The sequence below is a fragment of the Pantoea sp. SGAir0215 genome, assembly GCF_043543215.1.
The window spans coordinates 1,837,443-1,853,433 of record NZ_CP028031.1; the positions used below are offsets into that span (position 1 = coordinate 1,837,443).

Sequence of the window (15,991 nt, forward strand, 5' to 3'; positions counted from 1 at the left end):
AAAGGAAAGATAATGAGTAGCGTAGATATTCTCGTTCCCGACCTGCCTGAATCGGTTGCAGATGCCACAGTAGCAACCTGGCACAAGAAACCAGGCGATGCAGTCAGTCGCGATGAAGTCATCGTCGAAATTGAAACCGACAAAGTGGTTCTGGAAGTGCCGGCGTCTGCGGACGGCGTGCTGGAAGCCGTACTGGAAGAGGAAGGGGCAACCGTTACCTCTCGTCAGATTCTCGGCCGCCTGAAAGAAGGCAACAGCGCTGGCAAAGAAAGCAGTGCGAAAGTCGACAGCAACGAATCCACACCAGCCCAGCGTCAGACCGCTTCTCTGGAAGAAGAGAGCAACGATGCGCTGAGCCCGGCGATTCGTCGTCTGATTGCCGAACACAACCTTGATGCCTCACAGATCAAAGGCACCGGCGTGGGTGGACGTTTAACGCGCGAAGATGTTGAAAAACATCTGGCGAACAAACCGCAGGCAGACAAAGCCGCGGCACCGGCATCTGACGCGCAGCCTGCCCAGCAGCCTGTGGCTAACCGCAGCGAAAAGCGTGTGCCAATGACGCGCCTGCGTAAGCGCGTCGCGGAACGTCTGCTGGAAGCCAAGAACAGCACCGCCATGTTGACAACCTTCAACGAAATCAACATGAAGCCGATTATGGATCTGCGTAAGCAGTACGGCGAAGCGTTCGAGAAGCGTCACGGTGTGCGTCTGGGCTTTATGTCGTTCTACATTAAAGCCGTGGTGGAAGCGCTGAAGCGTTATCCTGAAGTCAACGCCTCAATTGATGGCGAAGACGTGGTTTACCACAACTACTTTGATGTCAGCATCGCCGTTTCTACCCCACGCGGCCTGGTGACCCCTGTTCTGCGTGATGTGGATGCGCTGAGCATGGCTGACATCGAGAAGAAAATTAAAGAACTGGCAGTAAAAGGCCGTGACGGCAAGCTGACGGTTGACGATCTGACGGGCGGTAACTTCACCATCACCAACGGTGGTGTGTTTGGTTCACTGATGTCAACGCCAATCATCAACCCGCCACAGAGCGCAATCCTGGGCATGCACGCCATTAAAGATCGTCCTATGGCGGTGAATGGTCAGGTTGTGATCCTGCCAATGATGTACCTGGCGCTCTCTTATGATCACCGTTTGATCGATGGTCGTGAATCTGTCGGCTATCTGGTCGCAGTGAAAGAGATGCTGGAAGATCCGGCGCGTCTGCTGCTGGATGTCTGATTCATCACTGGGCACGCGCTGCGTGCCCAACCTCAATACTCTTTTCAGATCTGAATGGATAGAACATCATGAACTTACACGAATACCAGGCTAAACAGCTGTTTGCACGGTATGGCATGCCAGCACCGACCGGCTACGCCTGTACTACACCACGTGAAGCAGAAGAAGCGGCATCGAAAATCGGTGCAGGCCCGTGGGTAGTTAAATGTCAGGTTCATGCCGGTGGCCGCGGTAAAGCGGGCGGTGTGAAGGTGGTTAACAGTAAAGAAGACATCCGTGCTTTCGCTGAAAACTGGCTGGGTAAACGTCTGGTGACCTACCAAACTGACGCCAATGGCCAGCCGGTAAACCAGATTCTGGTTGAAGCGGCGACCGACATCGATCAGGAGCTGTATCTGGGTGCCGTGGTCGACCGTGCAACGCGTCGCGTGATCTTCATGGCGTCAACCGAAGGTGGCGTGGAAATCGAGAAAGTGGCGGAAGAAACCCCGCACCTGATCCACAAAATGGCGCTCGATCCGCTGACCGGTCCTCAGCCTTATCAGGGCCGTGAGTTGGCGTTCAAACTGGGCCTGACCGGCAAGCAAGTCAGCCAGTTCACCAAAATTTTCATGGGTCTGGCGACCATGTTCCTGGAACGTGACTTGGCGATGGTTGAGATCAACCCGCTGGTCATCACCAAACAGGGCGATCTGATCTGTCTGGATGGCAAACTGGGTGCCGATGGCAATGCCCTGTTCCGTCAGCCAGAGCTGCGTGAAATGCGCGATCCAAGCCAGGAAGACCCACGTGAAGCACACGCAACGCAGTGGGAACTGAACTATGTTGCGCTGGAAGGCAACATCGGTTGTATGGTTAACGGCGCAGGCCTGGCGATGGGCACCATGGACATCGTTAAGCACCACGGCGGTCAGCCAGCAAACTTCCTGGATGTCGGCGGCGGCGCGACCAAAGAGCGCGTAACGGAAGCCTTCAAAATCATCCTGTCTGACGATGCCGTGAAAGCGGTTTTCGTTAACATCTTCGGCGGCATCGTGCGTTGCGACCTGATCGCAGACGGCATCATCGGTGCAGTGGCAGAAGTGGGTGTGAACGTACCGGTTGTGGTACGTCTGGAAGGTAACAACGCTGAGCTGGGCGCTAAGAAACTGGCGGACAGTGGTCTGAACATCATTGCAGCAACCAGTCTGACAGACGCGGCACAGCGTGTTGTTGCTGCTGCGGAGGGTAAATAATGTCCATTTTGATCGACAAAAACACCAAAGTCATTTGCCAGGGTTTCACCGGCGGACAAGGGACGTTCCACTCTGAGCAGGCGCTGGCTTACGGCACGCAGCTGGTCGGCGGTGTGACGCCAGGCAAAGGCGGCACCACTCATCTGGGCCTGCCGGTGTTTAACACCGTGCGTGAAGCGGTTGAAGCCACTGGCGCAACGGCTACCGTCATCTACGTTCCGGCTCCGTTCTGTAAAGACGGTATCCTGGAAGCGATCGATGCCGGCATCAAGCTGATCATCACCATCACCGAAGGCATCCCGACGCTGGATATGCTGACCGTGAAAATGAAGCTGGATGAAGCGGGCGTTCGCATGATCGGGCCAAACTGCCCGGGTGTGATCACCCCAGGCGAATGTAAGATCGGTATCATGCCGGGCCACATTCATCAGCCAGGCCGCGTCGGTATCGTATCGCGTTCAGGTACGCTGACGTATGAAGCCGTTAAGCAGACTACCGATATCGGTTACGGCCAGTCTACCTGTGTTGGTATTGGTGGTGACCCGATCCCGGGTTCTAACTTCATCGACATCCTGAAAATGTTCCAGGACGATCCACAGACTGAAGCGATCGTCATGATCGGTGAAATCGGGGGCAGCGCGGAAGAAGAAGCGGCTGCCTTTATCAAAGATCACGTGAACAAGCCGGTTGTGGGCTACATCGCAGGCGTGACCGCGCCGAAAGGCAAACGTATGGGCCATGCAGGCGCCATCATCGCCGGCGGTAAAGGCACGGCAGACGAGAAGTTTGCTGCACTGGAAGCGGCGGGCGTGAAAACCGTACGCAGCCTGGCTGACATCGGTGATGCTGTTAAAGCCGTTCTGCCAGCGAAGTAATCGCATCCACTGAAAAAGCCACCTTCGGGTGGCTTTTTTTATGGCTGGCAAAACATTGCCGCACAGCCACAAGGCCGGTCACGAACGTGGGTAGTGAAAAAAGGGCGCTGGCCGGACGGGCAGGGCGGATTGCAGGCAGGATGATTGCCTGTCACTCACTTAAAAAATACGCTGCCCTCAGGCCCGTTTTTAGATATTGAATAAGAACGTGAAATAACCATTAAATTAATTTAAGTATTGCCCCGTTTATTTGCTATGATGAATTCAGCCCACCGCATCGTCGTCGCGGATCGTTAAGTTATTAAACAGGGATCAAAGTTAAATTTCTTTATAATTAAAAATTAATAAGAGACAATTTTTTAACAAAGAACGCTTAAGAACATATTTTTATCTTTGCTTCATTATTCCAGATCAACTTCCCCTTATATATAACAAACTTTACCGCTAGCAAAGCCTACCGTTAAGCGCTTAAATTGCGCTGCATCAATCCAGCCTTTTAAAAAAATAAACAAACGTTTGTTCAAATACGGGAAAGCATCAATTTTTATTTATCCCCCGTTAAGCGTTTGAACCACGCCGCTGCGTTGATGTTTAACCAGGTTAGATTAACCGCTACTCCCTCATCTCAGGCCGCACAGCGTTATGACCTGCCGATGATAAAACTGGAATCAATAATCAGTCGTTCCTGACGCTTATTCGGCCCACACGGCTCAGGCGTTCATGCGAGGAGCAAGGAGTTTTTATGCTAGATATCGTCGAACTGTCGCGTTTACAGTTTGCCTTGACGGCGATGTACCATTTTCTGTTTGTGCCATTAACGCTCGGTATGGCGTTTTTACTGGCCATCATGGAAACGGTATACGTCCTGAGTGGTAAACAAATCTATAAAGATATGACCAAGTTCTGGGGCAAGTTGTTTGGTATTAACTTTGCCCTGGGCGTGGCCACCGGACTGACAATGGAATTTCAGTTCGGCACCAACTGGTCTTATTATTCTCATTATGTTGGCGATATTTTTGGTGCGCCGCTCGCGATTGAAGGCTTAATGGCTTTCTTCCTGGAATCCACCTTTGTGGGCCTGTTCTTTTTCGGCTGGGATCGCCTGGGTAAAGTGCAGCATCTGGCGGTGACCTGGCTGGTCGCAATCGGTTCGAATATGTCGGCACTGTGGATTCTGGTAGCGAATGGCTGGATGCAAAACCCCATCGCCTCTGAGTTTAACTTTGAAACCATGCGCATGGAGATGGTGAGCTTCTCTGAGCTGGTATTAAACCCGGTTGCGCAGGTGAAATTCGTGCATACCGTGGCGGCAGGCTATACCACAGGAGCCATGTTTATTTTAGGCATCAGCGCCTGGTATTTACTGAAAGGCCGTGATATGGCGTTTGCAAAACGCTCTTTTGCCATCGCGGCCAGTTTCGGCATGGCGGCGGTGCTGTCGGTGATTGTGCTGGGTGACGAATCCGGTTACGAGATGGGCGACGTACAGAAAACCAAGCTGGCCGCTATTGAAGCGGAATGGGAAACCCAACCGGCACCGGCCGCCTTTACGCTCTTTGGCGTGCCCGATCAGTCAGCACAGCACAACAAGTATGCGATCCAGATCCCTTATCTCCTAGGGCTCATTGCCACGCGGTCGACCGATACGCCGGTGACCGGACTAAAAGAACTGCTGGCGCAACACGAAGTGCGAATTCGTAACGGTATGAAGGCTTACGCGCTGCTGGATGAACTGCGACAGGGCAATACCGATCCGGCCGTCCGCGATGCCTTTAACCACAGCAAAAAAGACCTGGGTTATGGCCTGCTGTTAAAACGCTATACCGCGAACGTGTCGGATGCCAGTGAAGCGCAGATTAAACAGGCCACGCAGGATTCGATTCCTCGCGTCGCACCGCTCTACTTTGCGTTCCGTATCATGGTGCTTTGCGGCGTGCTGCTGCTCGGCGTCATTGCGCTGTCATTCTGGAGTGTGATTCGAAATCGCATTGGTCAACAGCGCTGGTTACTCAAAGCCGCACTGTACGGCATTCCGCTGCCGTGGATTGCGGTAGAAGCGGGCTGGTTTGTGGCGGAGTACGGTCGTCAGCCCTGGGCGATTGGGGAAGTCCTGCCCACTGCGATTGCGAACTCCACGCTGACCGTGGGCGATGTCCTGTTCTCAATGATACTGATTTGCGGACTGTATACCCTGTTTCTGGTGGCCGAGATGTACCTGATGTTTAAGTTCGCGCGTCTGGGGCCCAGCAGCCTGAAAACAGGGCGCTATCACCATGAACAGATCGTTAAAAACGCTCAGCCGGTGCGTGGATAAGGAGAAGCCCCATGTTTGATTATGAAGTTCTGCGCTTTGTCTGGTGGCTGCTAATCGGCATTCTGCTGGTGGGCTTTGCCGTCACCGATGGTTTCGATATGGGCGTCGGGATGCTGACGCGCGTATTAGGCCGGACCGATACCGAGCGTCGTGTGATGATCAATTCTATCGCGCCGCACTGGGACGGCAATCAGGTCTGGTTGATCACCGCCGGTGGCGCACTGTTTGCCGCCTGGCCGATGGTGTACGCCGCCGCGTTTTCCGGCTTCTACGTGGCGATGATTCTGGTGCTGGCCTCGTTGTACTTCCGTCCGGTAGGCTTTGACTATCGCTCAAAAATCGAAGATGCACGCTGGCGCGGTGCCTGGGACTGGGGCATTTTTATCGGCAGCTTTGTCCCGCCGCTGGTGATCGGCGTCGCCTTTGGCAATCTGCTGCAGGGCGTGCCTTTTCATGCCGACGAGTACATGCGGCTGTATTACACCGGAAACTTTTTCCAGCTGCTGAACCCCTTTGCACTGCTGGCCGGTGTGGTGAGCGTTGCCATGATACTGACGCAGGGTGCGACCTATCTGCAAATGCGCACCACGGGCGAACTGCACCTGCGTTCACGCATCACGGCGCAGATTGCCGCGCTGGTGATGATGGCGTGTTTCGCGCTGGCTGGCGTCTGGGTAAGGTACGGTATTGACGGCTATGTGGTGACCAGCACGCTTGATCACTTCGCTGCTTCTAATCCCCTGGGGAAAACCGTGGTGCGCGAAGCGGGGGCCTGGATGGTGAATTTCCAGCAGCATCCTGTGTTGTGGTTATTCCCGCTTCTGGGCGTGGTGTTGCCCTTACTGACCGTAATGTGTTCGCGCGGAGAGAAGGGCGGCTGGGCGTTTCTCTGCTCATCGCTGACGCTGGCCTGCGTCATCATGACCGCCGGCATCGCGATGTTTCCGTTCATTATGCCGTCCAGTACCGTTCCCGGCACCAGCCTGACCATGTGGGACGCCACCTCCAGTTTGCTGACGCTGGAAATAATGACCTTCGCGGCGATAATTTTTGTGCCGGTTATTCTGCTCTATACCAGTTGGTGTTACTGGAAGATGTTTGGTCGTATCACTAAAGAACATGTTGAGCGCAACAGTAACGCACTCTATTAATAAAGGAGACGACATATGTGGTATTTTGCCTGGATTCTCGGCACCCTGCTGGCCTGTGCCTTTGGCATCATCACCGCGCTGGCGATAGAACATATCGAAGACAGCGCCGACGCGGAACGCCAGTCGTAATGCGCACAGGCATTCAGACAGGTTATCGCCTGATGGATAAGGGCCCGCTCCGGGCCCTTTCTCTGATACTCGCCTTATGGCTGGCCGGCTGCCTGTTATGGGACCCCGCGCGCTATGCAACCCGCCCGGAAGGCATCCTGCTATGGCAGGGCATCGTACTGATTTGGGCGGTCTGCACGGGGGTTATTCACGGCAGCGGATTCCGTCCGCGCCGTTTACGCTGGCGTGCGTTCTTTGCGCCATTGCCCGCCTTACTGGTACTCTTCTGGGCGCTGAGTCATTTTTATCGCTGACGACCTGTCACCCTTCACCCCAGGCGCGTGAGTTTACTTCAGCGTCTGGTCAAGAAACCTCCATTAATGACGTCCGTTTGTAACCAACTGATAATTATTTTCTCCTGGCTCTGACAGCCCATTCCCAACCCTAATTGTCTTGCGTATAGTAGCAACGTTTAAAACGAGGCCGGGATGTAGAGTGAGTACAACGCTGTTTCGCTGGCCGGTTCGGGTCTACTATGAAGATACCGATGCCGGTGGTGTGGTTTATCACGCCAGCTATATCGCTTTTTATGAACGAGCACGTACCGAAATGCTGCGTCAGCACCATTTCAATCAGCAGGCGCTGTTAGAACAGCAGGTTGCTTTTGTGGTACGGCGCATGACGGTGGACTATCTTTCGGCGGCACGTCTTGATGACCTTCTGGAGATCCAGAGCGAAGTGACATCAATGACGCGGGCGACGATGACATTCTCCCAGCGTATCGTGAACGCAGAAGGCAAAGTGCTCAATGAGGCAGAGGTCCTGATTGCCTGCATCAACCCACACCTAATGAAGCCGATTGCGCTTCCCAAGTCTATTGTCGCGGAGTTCAAGCAGTGACTGACATGAACGTTCTTGATTTGTTCCTGAAGGCGAGCCTTCTGGTCAAACTTATCATGTTGATTTTGATCGGCTTTTCGATTGCCTCCTGGGCAATCATCATCCAGCGCACGCGAATTCTGAATGCGGCGGGAAGGGAAGCTGAAGCCTTTGAAGACAAATTCTGGTCCGGCGTTGAACTGTCTCGCCTCTATCAGGAAAGTCAGGGACGTCGTGAAGAGCTGGCGGGTGCCGAGCAAATCTTCTACGCCGGCTTCAAAGAGTTTGCCCGTTTACATCGCGCGAATAATCATGCGCCTGAAGCGGCTGTTGAAGGCGCGAGCAGGGCCATGCGCATTTCCATGAATCGCGAACTCGAAGCGCTGGAAACCCACATTCCTTTCCTGGGCACGGTTGGTTCAATCAGTCCTTATATCGGTCTGTTTGGTACGGTCTGGGGGATTATGCATGCGTTTATTGCCCTGGGGGCGGTCAAACAGGCCACCCTGCAGATGGTGGCACCGGGGATTGCAGAAGCATTGATCGCCACCGCGATCGGTCTGTTTGCTGCGATTCCTGCCGTAATGGCGTACAACCGACTGAACCAGCGCGTCAATAAACTGGAGCAGGGCTACGACAACTTTATGGAAGAGTTTACGGCTATCCTGCATCGTCAGGCTTTCTCCAGCGACAGCGCTAAGTAAACAGAGGTAAATGATGGCCCGAGTGCGTGGTCGCGGTCGCCGCGAGCTAAAGTCGGAAATTAACATCGTTCCACTGCTGGACGTTTTGCTGGTGCTGCTGCTGATCTTTATGGCAACGGCCCCCATCATCACGCAAAGCGTGGAAGTGGATTTGCCCGATGCAACAGATTCTAAGACGGTTTCCAGTGATGATAATCCCCCCGTGATTGTTGAAGTGTCCGGCGTGGGACAATACAGCATGGTCGTCGATCACGATCGTTTGCCGCAGTTGCCGCCAGAACAGGTGATTAGCGAAGCGCAACGTCGTCTGGAAGCCAATCCGAAAACCGTCTTTTTGATCGGTGGTGCCAAAGAGGTACCTTATGATGAAATCATCAAGGCGCTGAACCTGCTGCATCAGGCAGGGGTTAAATCTGTCGGTTTGATGACGCAGCCGATTTAAAGTCGAACCGTTTTTGGGAACCGAGTGTGTCGAAGGCAACCGAGCAAAACGAAAAGTTAAAGCGCGCGATAATCATTTCGGTGATTCTGCATATCGTGCTGATCGCCCTGCTGATATGGAGCTCGTTTAATGAGCACATTGAGGCCAGCGGCGGCGGTGGCGGTAGCGATATAGAAGCGGTCATGGTCGATCCCGGTGCGGTGGTTGAACAGTATAACCGTCAGCAGAATCAGCAAAGCGACAGTCAGCGTGCGGAGCAGCAGCGCCAGAAACAGGCCCAGCAGCAGGCCGAAGAGCTTCAGCAGAAACAAGCGGCTGAACAGCAGCGGCTGAAAGAGCTGGAAAAAGAGCGACTGCAGGCACAGGAAGACGCGAAACAGCAGGCGAAAGCGCAGGCTGAACAGCAGAAGGCCGCGGAAGCCGCAGCGAAACAGGCCGAGGCGCAACAGAAAGCCGCCGAAGCGGCCGCGGCGAAAGCCAAAGCCGATGCAAAAGCGGAAGCGGATGCACAGGCGAAAGCCGCGGCAGACGCAAAGATGAAGGCGCAGGAAGAGGCGAAGAAGGCCGCAGCAGAGGCGAAGAAGCAGGCTGAGCAAGAGGCGAAAGCCGCAGCCGCAGAAGCGAAGAAGCAGGCCGAGCAGCAGGCGAAAGCTGAGGCTGCCGAAGCCGCAAAACAAGCTAAGGCCGAAGCGGCGAAACAGGCTAAAGCGGAAGCCGCGAAAGAAGCGAAAGCGGCTGAAGCCAAAGCCGCAGCGGAAGCGAAAGCCGCAGCCGCCCAGGAAGCGAAAGAGAAAGCAGCCGCCGCAGCGAAAGAAAAGGCCGCCAAAGAAAAAGCGGACGCCGCCGCCAAAGCGAAAGCGGAGGCTGCTGCCAAAGCAAAAGCGGATGCGAAGGCAAAAGCCGAGGCGAAAGCGAAAGCGGCCGCTGATGCCGCCAATGACAGCGACGTCGATGACCTGCTGGGCGGCTTAGCGTCCGGTAAGAATGCACCGAAAAGCGGCGCGTCGGGTGGAGCAGCAGGGCAGGGTAATCAGAAGAAGGCGGGTGCTTCTGGCGCAGATGTGAATGCGTATCTTGGGCAGATCACCAGCGCAATTCAGAGCCGTTTCTACGATGCGGACCTGTATAGCGGCAAAAGCTGTGACTTACGTATTAAACTTGCTCCTGATGGCATGCTGATTGATGTTAAATCAGAAGGCGGCGATCCGGCGCTGTGCCAGGCCGCTATCGCGGCGGCGAAGCAGGCACATATTCCGAAACCGCCTTCACAAGCGGTGTACGAAGTGTTTAAAAACGCCCCGATGCGTTTCAGACCGCAATAATGCAGTAACCTGCGGCAGGTTGATCTATGGTTAGCTTGCCGTACTCTAGTTGTACTCGTGGTTTTCAGGAACAGTGCCAATTATCGCGGACTCAGGTTCAGATAAGGGAGATAAAATGAAGCAAGCTCTTCGCGTAACGTTAGGCTTTTTTATCCTGCTGTGGGCAGCGGTGCTGCATGCAGAGGTTCGCATTGAAATCACCCAGGGCGTCAACAGCGCGCGCCCTATCGGTGTGGTTCCGTTTAAATGGTCTGGCCCAGGCGCGGCACCGGAAGATATCGGTGGTATCGTCGCAGCTGACCTGCGTAACAGCGGTAAATTTAACCCGCTTGATCGTTCACGTCTGCCGCAGCAGCCGACCAGTGCTCAGGAAGTGCAGCCTGCTGCATGGAGCGCACTGGGTATTGATGCCGTGGTTGTTGGACAGATTCAGCCGAATGCTGATGGCAGCTATCAGGTGTCCTACCAGCTGGTGGATACCGCAGGTGCGCCAGGTACCGTGCTGGCGCAAAACTCCTATAAAATTACGAAACAGTGGCTGCGCTATGCGGCGCACACCGTCAGTGATGAGGCGTTCCAGAAACTGACCGGCATTAAAGGGGCGTTCCGCACCCGTATCGCCTATGTGGTACAAACCAACGGCGGTCAGTTCCCGTATGAACTGCGCGTTGCCGATTACGACGGTTACAACCAGTTTGTCGTGCACCGTTCACCGCAACCGCTGATGTCGCCTGCCTGGTCGCCCGATGGCAGCAAACTGGCATATGTAACCTTTGAAAGCGGCAAGTCAGCGCTGGTGATTCAGACCTTGTCTAACGGCTCTGTCCGTCAGGTCGCTTCATTCCCGCGTCACAATGGTGCGCCAGCCTTCTCACCGGACGGCACCAAGCTGGCCTTCGCCCTGTCTAAAACCGGTAGTCTGAATCTCTATGTTATGGACCTGGCCTCCGGGCAGATTCGTCAGATTACAGATGGTCGCTATAACAGCACTGAACCAACCTGGTTCCCGGACAGCCAGACGCTGGCGTATACCTCTGACCAGGCCGGTGCGCCGCAGATCTACAAAATCAGCATCAATGGTGGTGCATCACAGCGCATTACCTGGGAAGGCGCTCAGAACCAGGATGCGGATGTAGCCAGTGATGGAAAATCAATGGTGATGATTAGCACCAGTGGCGGTGCTCAACACGTCGCCAAACAGGATCTGGTAACGGGAGCCGTTCAAACGTTAACGGACACGTTCCTGGATGAAACGCCGAGCCTGGCTCCAAACGGCACCATGGTAATCTACAGCTCGACTCAGGGCATGGGTTCTGTGTTGCAGTTGGTTTCAACCGACGGTCGTTTCAAAGCGCGTCTTCCGGCAACTGATGGACAGGTCAAATTTCCTGCCTGGTCGCCGTACCTGTAATGTCTGAGCTTTCTGACATTACAAAAAAATAAACAATAATGGGAATTTTCAAATGCAACTGAACAAAGTACTGAAGGGTTTAATGCTGGCTCTGCCAATCATGGCAGTTGCGGCGTGTAGCTCACACAAAAATAACAACAACGACCAGTCTGGCGCAGGTGCTGACGGCGCTTACGGTGCTAACTCTGGTATGAACAACGGCAACATGTCTTCTGATGAGCAGGCGCGTCTGCAGATGCAGCAGCTGCAACAGAACAACATCGTTTACTTCGGTCTGGACAAATACGATGTTCAGCCTGACTACGCTCAGATGCTGGATCAGCACGCTAACTTCCTGCGTAGCAACCCGTCTTACAAAGTGACCATTGAAGGTCATGCGGATGAGCGCGGTACGCCAGAGTACAACATCGCCCTGGGCGAGCGTCGTGCTAACGCCGTTAAGATGTACCTGCAAGGTAAAGGCGTGTCTGCGGATCAGATGTCTATCGTATCTTACGGTAAAGAGAAACCAGCTGTTCTGGGCCACGACGAAGCGGCTTACGCTAAAAACCGTCGTGCCGTACTGGTCTACTAAGAGAATCACATGGTTAGTAACTTCAGACATCACCTGTTGAGTCTGTCGTTACTGATTGGCGTAGCGGCCCCCTGGGCCGCTCATGCCCAAGCGTCAATCAGTAGCGTTGGCTCCGGCTCGGTCGAAGACCGTGTCACCAGTCTCGAAAGAATCTCCAATGCCCAGGCACAGCTGATGCAGCAACTGCAGCAGCAGATGAGTGATAACCAGCGGGATATCGACTCATTGCGTGGGGAAATCCAGCAAAATACCTATCAGCTGAATCAGGTTATTGAGCGCCAGAAGCAGATCTATCAACAGATCGACAGTCTGAGCAGCAATAACAGCAGCAATGCCAGTCAGCCTGCCGCGGGTGCCGGTGACAATGCGGCTGCGGGCGCTGCGACAGCGGGCAACGATGCAGGTGCGGCTGCAGCCGGCAGCAGTGCGCCTGTTCAGAGTGGCGATGCTAACAGCGATTACAATGCTGCTGTTGCGCTCATTCTGGAGAAAAAACAGTACGATCAGGCCATCACTGCGCTGCAGGCGTGGGTGAAGCGTTACCCGGACTCGACGTATCAGCCGAATGCCAATTACTGGCTGGGGCAGCTGTTTTATAACAAAGGTAAAAAAGACGACGCAGCGTATTATTACGCCACGGTGGTGAAGCAGTATCCAAAATCCCCCAAGGCGGCTGAAGCGTTGTTTAAGGTTGGCGTGATCATGCAAGAGAAAAACGACACGGCAAAAGCCAAAGCCGTTTATCAGCAGGTGATCAAACTTTACCCGAACACCGAATCTGCTAAGCAGGCACAAAAACGCTTGTCTGGTATGTAATTTGTGCAGGTTTGACCGGATATCGATGGATTTCTGGTCTTGCCGCATGAAAGGTAGGCAATTGAACCCCTTAACAGAAAATAAGGGTTGCGCTACCTCGGTAAATCAGTAATATATGCCGCCGTTGCCGGGACACATTGCAAATGTGTCTGGCAAGCCTGAAGATGGGTCGTTAGCTCAGTTGGTAGAGCAGTTGACTTTTAATCAATTGGTCGCAGGTTCGAATCCTGCACGACCCACCATCTCCCGCAGGACGCTGTTCCCCAAGAGAACCTTCAGTATTGCTTCACAACCATTAAGATGGGTCGTTAGCTCAGTTGGTAGAGCAGTTGACTTTTAATCAATTGGTCGCAGGTTCGAATCCTGCACGACCCACCATCTTATTCTCAGGCAGCATGCATACATGTGTTTGAGCGGTTGTAAGCCCCGAGCGGGTCGTTAGCTCAGTTGGTAGAGCAGTTGACTTTTAATCAATTGGTCGCAGGTTCGAATCCTGCACGACCCACCAATACAGAAAAGCGCGCCCACGGGCGCGCTTTTCGTTTATGGAGCAGTACAGTCAAACGTGCATGATGAGAACCTGCAGCAGGTTCGACTGAATCGCGGTGCGATTCAGGCTGATGCGTCAGCATCACCCGCAGGGCGAGGCCCACGGGGCCGAAGGCCATCCTGCACGACCCACCAATACAGAAAAGCGCGCCCAACGGGCGCGTTTTTCGTTTATGGGGCATTACAGTCAAGCGTGCATGATGAGAACCTGCAGCAGGTTCGACTGAATCGCGTTGTGATTCAGGCTGATGCGTCAGCACCACCCGCAGGGCGAGGCCTACGGGCCCGCAAAATCTGTCGTACTCCCGTCAGGGCCCAACACCCTGCGTCCGCACTGTTCCTGTCCGGCAGCGTGCCGTCGAACGGGCGTCACGCAGGCGGATCTTAATCATCTGCCATAAAAAAAGCGCCCGACAGGCGCTTATAGGGCGTAATACGTCAGCCGGATTAGCGTGCGGCTGTCTGACCGGGTTCCAGGCTAAACTGTTTGACCAGCGTTTCAAGTCGGCGCGCCTGATCTTCCAGCGCGGTGGCTGAAAGGGCAGAGGCAGAGACCAGCGAGGCGTTTTGCTGGGTGGTGCTGTCCAGTTCTGAGACCGCACGCGCAATCTGCTCAATGCCACGGCTTTGCTCATCCGAGGCGGAAGAGATCTCACCCACGATGTCATTCACACGGGAAATCGCCTGAACTACCTGTCCCATTCTCTCGCCCGCGCGCGCAACGCGGTTATTGCCTTCCGCGATTTGACTGACCGATGCGCTGATCAGCTGATCGATATCCTTCGCCGCCTGCGCACTGCGCTGCGAAAGGTTACGTACTTCGCTGGCGACGACCGCAAACCCCCGGCCATGCTCGCCAGCGCGTGCCGCTTCCACGGCGGCATTCAGAGCCAGGATATTGGTCTGGAAAGCAATACTGTCGATAACGGCCGTGATCTCGGCGATTTTCTTCGAGCTGGCAGAAATATCGCCCATGGTTTGCACGACTTCCGTGACGGCGGCACCGCCTTGCTCCGCCGTTTTAGACGCTTCAGCAGCAATCTGGCTGGCGTGGCGCGCGTTATCTGCGTTGTGCTTCACCGTAACGGTTAACTGTTCCATGCTGGCAGCCGTCTGCACCACGGCGGCGGACTGCTGTTCTGTGCGTGACGAGAGCGTGTGGTTGTCGCTGTTAATACTGCTCGCCGCCTGCGACAGCGTGAGCACGCTGTCGCGGACCTCCAGAATCATTGTCCGCAGACGCTGATTCATCGCGCCCATCGCGCCAGCCAGTTTGCCCAGCTCATCACGGCCCGCCGGTTTGATATCGGCGCTTAAATCGCCCTTAGCAATGCGCTCCGCCAGCCATAAATTCTTTCTGACGGGATGAGTAATCTGTCGGCCAATCAGCCAGGCAATCAACATGCCCAGCAGCACAGCAAGGCCAACCGTCAACAGCGTCAGGTTAACAGAACTCCTGGTCAGGTCGCTGTTTTCTACCTTCATCTGCTGCAGAAGCGTTTTGAGGATAGCACTGCTCTTATCGCCATCGACCTTCACCGCGTTCTCCGCCTGACTGAGGGCCAGAAAGCCTGCCGCGTAACGTTCACTGAGTTGCTTAACCTCAAGGGTTGCATTCCACAGCGCGTTGAGCTGCGTCTGAGCATCGGGAGGTAATTGCGGTAGCAGGGTGGTGAGGTCGGTCTGGATGGCGTTGACCTGCGGGGTGAGCTGAGACTGAATCGCGCTGGCATGAGCGGGATCATAACGGAGTAACTGAAGCTGATCGCGCAACTGGCTGATTGCAAGCAGTTGCTGAAACAGTGCACTGGCATCGGTCATCTGGGTTTTAATCAACGCTTCGTACAGCGTTGACTGGCTCTGCATGTTGCGCTGATCGAGCTGCTTACCCGTTTCTGCCAGAGACTGCATGGCCTGGGTCATTGCGCTGATGCTGGCCTGAAAGTGGCTGAGCTGGCTGGCGATATCCTGGAGCTGTGTTTCCTCCTCGGGCAGCCATCGGTACTGTTGGGCATCATGTGTCAGCTGAGCGGCATGGGCGATATAATCCGCCATCACTTTCCCCGCTTTCTCATCGCCATACAGCAGTTTCAGCCGGTTAACCTTAGCCTGAAACACGTCAATATTAATGTCGTAAATCAGGTTGCTCTGTTCATAAACGTCATGGATAGTTTTAAAACGCGCGATGCTTACCGCGCCCGATCCCACCACCAACAGCAAAACGAGTCCAAATCCTAAACTGAGTTTGTGCGAAATTTTTGTATTTTCTAACCGCAACCCCATGACCTCTGCCTCCTGCCCATGTCAACGATGTTAAGCCAAATTGGTTATCGGTTGAGCAGGCCAGGAGTTTAGAGGCGAGGCGTGATATTTCT

General features: G+C 54.4%; 15 protein-coding genes, 3 tRNA genes and 1 other RNA gene. 18 read left to right on the forward strand and 1 reads right to left on the reverse strand.

Annotated elements, in window-relative coordinates; translation table 11 throughout:
- The first annotated feature begins 12 nt into the window (after positions 1–12).
- The 18 genes from odhB (at position 13) to C1N64_RS08765 (ending at position 13,751) form a co-directional block, all read left to right on the forward strand.
- On the forward strand, positions 13–1,236 hold the full coding sequence (gene odhB / locus C1N64_RS08680; RefSeq protein WP_006118457.1) for a 2-oxoglutarate dehydrogenase complex dihydrolipoyllysine-residue succinyltransferase: 1,224 nt from the start codon (positions 13–15) through the stop codon (positions 1,234–1,236).
- A gap of 68 nt (positions 1,237–1,304) precedes the next feature.
- On the forward strand, positions 1,305–2,471 hold the full coding sequence (gene sucC, locus C1N64_RS08685; RefSeq protein ID WP_006118458.1) for an ADP-forming succinate--CoA ligase subunit beta: 1,167 nt from the start codon (positions 1,305–1,307) through the stop codon (positions 2,469–2,471).
- Positions 2,471–3,346, forward strand: a complete 876-nt coding sequence (gene sucD, locus C1N64_RS08690; protein ID WP_394515417.1) for a succinate--CoA ligase subunit alpha — start codon at positions 2,471–2,473, stop codon at positions 3,344–3,346. The genes sucC and sucD overlap by 1 nt, the downstream gene beginning before the upstream one ends.
- A gap of 742 nt (positions 3,347–4,088) precedes the next feature.
- Positions 4,089–5,660 carry a cytochrome ubiquinol oxidase subunit I gene (gene cydA / locus C1N64_RS08695; protein ID WP_006118460.1) on the forward strand — a complete coding sequence of 524 codons (1,572 nt, stop codon included), beginning with the start codon at positions 4,089–4,091 and terminating at the stop codon, positions 5,658–5,660.
- An 11-nt stretch (positions 5,661–5,671) separates the two neighbouring features.
- A complete protein-coding gene (gene cydB / locus C1N64_RS08700) occupies positions 5,672–6,811 on the forward strand; it encodes a cytochrome d ubiquinol oxidase subunit II (protein WP_039337989.1) in 1,140 nt (379 codons plus the stop codon).
- Positions 6,812–6,826: 15 nt separating this feature from the next.
- Positions 6,827–6,940, forward strand: a complete 114-nt coding sequence (gene cydX, locus C1N64_RS08705; protein WP_006118462.1) for a cytochrome bd-I oxidase subunit CydX — start codon at positions 6,827–6,829, stop codon at positions 6,938–6,940.
- Positions 6,940–7,233 carry a cyd operon protein YbgE gene (gene ybgE / locus C1N64_RS08710; RefSeq protein WP_006118463.1) on the forward strand — a complete coding sequence of 98 codons (294 nt, stop codon included), beginning with the start codon at positions 6,940–6,942 and terminating at the stop codon, positions 7,231–7,233. The genes cydX and ybgE overlap by 1 nt, the downstream gene beginning before the upstream one ends.
- 181 nt (positions 7,234–7,414) lie before the next feature.
- Entirely contained in the window at positions 7,415–7,819 is a 405-nt protein-coding gene (gene ybgC / locus C1N64_RS08715; RefSeq protein ID WP_006118464.1) for a tol-pal system-associated acyl-CoA thioesterase, read from the forward strand.
- The gene (tolQ, locus tag C1N64_RS08720; RefSeq protein WP_033739349.1) at positions 7,816–8,502 is read left to right on the forward strand and encodes a Tol-Pal system protein TolQ; all 687 of its coding nucleotides are present in this window, start codon (positions 7,816–7,818) and stop codon (positions 8,500–8,502) included. The genes ybgC and tolQ overlap by 4 nt, the downstream gene beginning before the upstream one ends.
- Positions 8,503–8,515: 13 nt before the next feature.
- Positions 8,516–8,944, forward strand: coding sequence for a colicin uptake protein TolR (gene tolR / locus C1N64_RS08725; RefSeq protein WP_006118466.1), 429 nt, complete (start codon positions 8,516–8,518; stop codon positions 8,942–8,944).
- A 26-nt stretch (positions 8,945–8,970) separates the two neighbouring features.
- Positions 8,971–10,266 (forward strand): cell envelope integrity protein TolA, encoded by a 1,296-nt coding sequence (gene tolA, locus C1N64_RS08730; protein ID WP_006118467.1) that lies wholly within the window; start codon positions 8,971–8,973, stop codon positions 10,264–10,266.
- Positions 10,267–10,381: 115 nt separating this feature from the next.
- Positions 10,382–11,677 carry a Tol-Pal system beta propeller repeat protein TolB gene (gene tolB / locus C1N64_RS08735; protein ID WP_033739351.1) on the forward strand — a complete coding sequence of 432 codons (1,296 nt, stop codon included), beginning with the start codon at positions 10,382–10,384 and terminating at the stop codon, positions 11,675–11,677.
- 52 nt (positions 11,678–11,729) lie between these two features.
- A complete protein-coding gene (gene pal / locus C1N64_RS08740) occupies positions 11,730–12,251 on the forward strand; it encodes a peptidoglycan-associated lipoprotein Pal (protein ID WP_006118469.1) in 522 nt (173 codons plus the stop codon).
- A gap of 9 nt (positions 12,252–12,260) precedes the next feature.
- Positions 12,261–13,067 (forward strand): cell division protein CpoB, encoded by an 807-nt coding sequence (gene cpoB, locus C1N64_RS08745; protein WP_033739354.1) that lies wholly within the window; start codon positions 12,261–12,263, stop codon positions 13,065–13,067.
- A gap of 166 nt (positions 13,068–13,233) precedes the next feature.
- Positions 13,234–13,309: transfer RNA gene (locus C1N64_RS08750), tRNA-Lys, on the forward strand.
- Between the two features lie 60 nt (positions 13,310–13,369).
- Positions 13,370–13,445 (forward strand) — tRNA-Lys (locus C1N64_RS08755).
- Between the two features lie 54 nt (positions 13,446–13,499).
- A tRNA-Lys gene (locus tag C1N64_RS08760) sits at positions 13,500–13,575 on the forward strand.
- Between the two features lie 43 nt (positions 13,576–13,618).
- Positions 13,619–13,751: non-coding RNA, RtT sRNA (locus C1N64_RS08765), on the forward strand.
- A 312-nt stretch (positions 13,752–14,063) separates the two neighbouring features.
- Here C1N64_RS08765 and C1N64_RS08770 read toward each other — a convergent pair.
- Complete coding sequence (locus C1N64_RS08770; protein ID WP_263758927.1) at positions 14,064–15,899, reverse strand: methyl-accepting chemotaxis protein; 1,836 nt, start codon at positions 15,897–15,899, stop codon at positions 14,064–14,066.
- Positions 15,900–15,991 lie beyond the last annotated feature (92 nt).

Coding starts and splice junctions, on each gene's coding strand:
- cydB (WP_039337989.1), top strand. CDS start 5,672: ATGTTTGATTATGAAGTTCTGCGCTTTGTCTGGTGGCTGCTAATCGGC.
- cpoB (WP_033739354.1), top strand. CDS start 12,261: ATGGTTAGTAACTTCAGACATCACCTGTTGAGTCTGTCGTTACTGATT.
- tolB (WP_033739351.1), top strand. CDS start 10,382: ATGAAGCAAGCTCTTCGCGTAACGTTAGGCTTTTTTATCCTGCTGTGG.
- ybgE (WP_006118463.1), top strand. CDS start 6,940: ATGCGCACAGGCATTCAGACAGGTTATCGCCTGATGGATAAGGGCCCG.
- cydA (WP_006118460.1), top strand. CDS start 4,089: ATGCTAGATATCGTCGAACTGTCGCGTTTACAGTTTGCCTTGACGGCG.
- odhB (WP_006118457.1), top strand. CDS start 13: ATGAGTAGCGTAGATATTCTCGTTCCCGACCTGCCTGAATCGGTTGCA.
- sucD (WP_394515417.1), top strand. CDS start 2,471: ATGTCCATTTTGATCGACAAAAACACCAAAGTCATTTGCCAGGGTTTC.
- sucC (WP_006118458.1), top strand. CDS start 1,305: ATGAACTTACACGAATACCAGGCTAAACAGCTGTTTGCACGGTATGGC.
- tolR (WP_006118466.1), top strand. CDS start 8,516: ATGGCCCGAGTGCGTGGTCGCGGTCGCCGCGAGCTAAAGTCGGAAATT.
- cydX (WP_006118462.1), top strand. CDS start 6,827: ATGTGGTATTTTGCCTGGATTCTCGGCACCCTGCTGGCCTGTGCCTTT.
- C1N64_RS08770 (WP_263758927.1), bottom strand. CDS start 15,899: ATGGGGTTGCGGTTAGAAAATACAAAAATTTCGCACAAACTCAGTTTA.
- pal (WP_006118469.1), top strand. CDS start 11,730: ATGCAACTGAACAAAGTACTGAAGGGTTTAATGCTGGCTCTGCCAATC.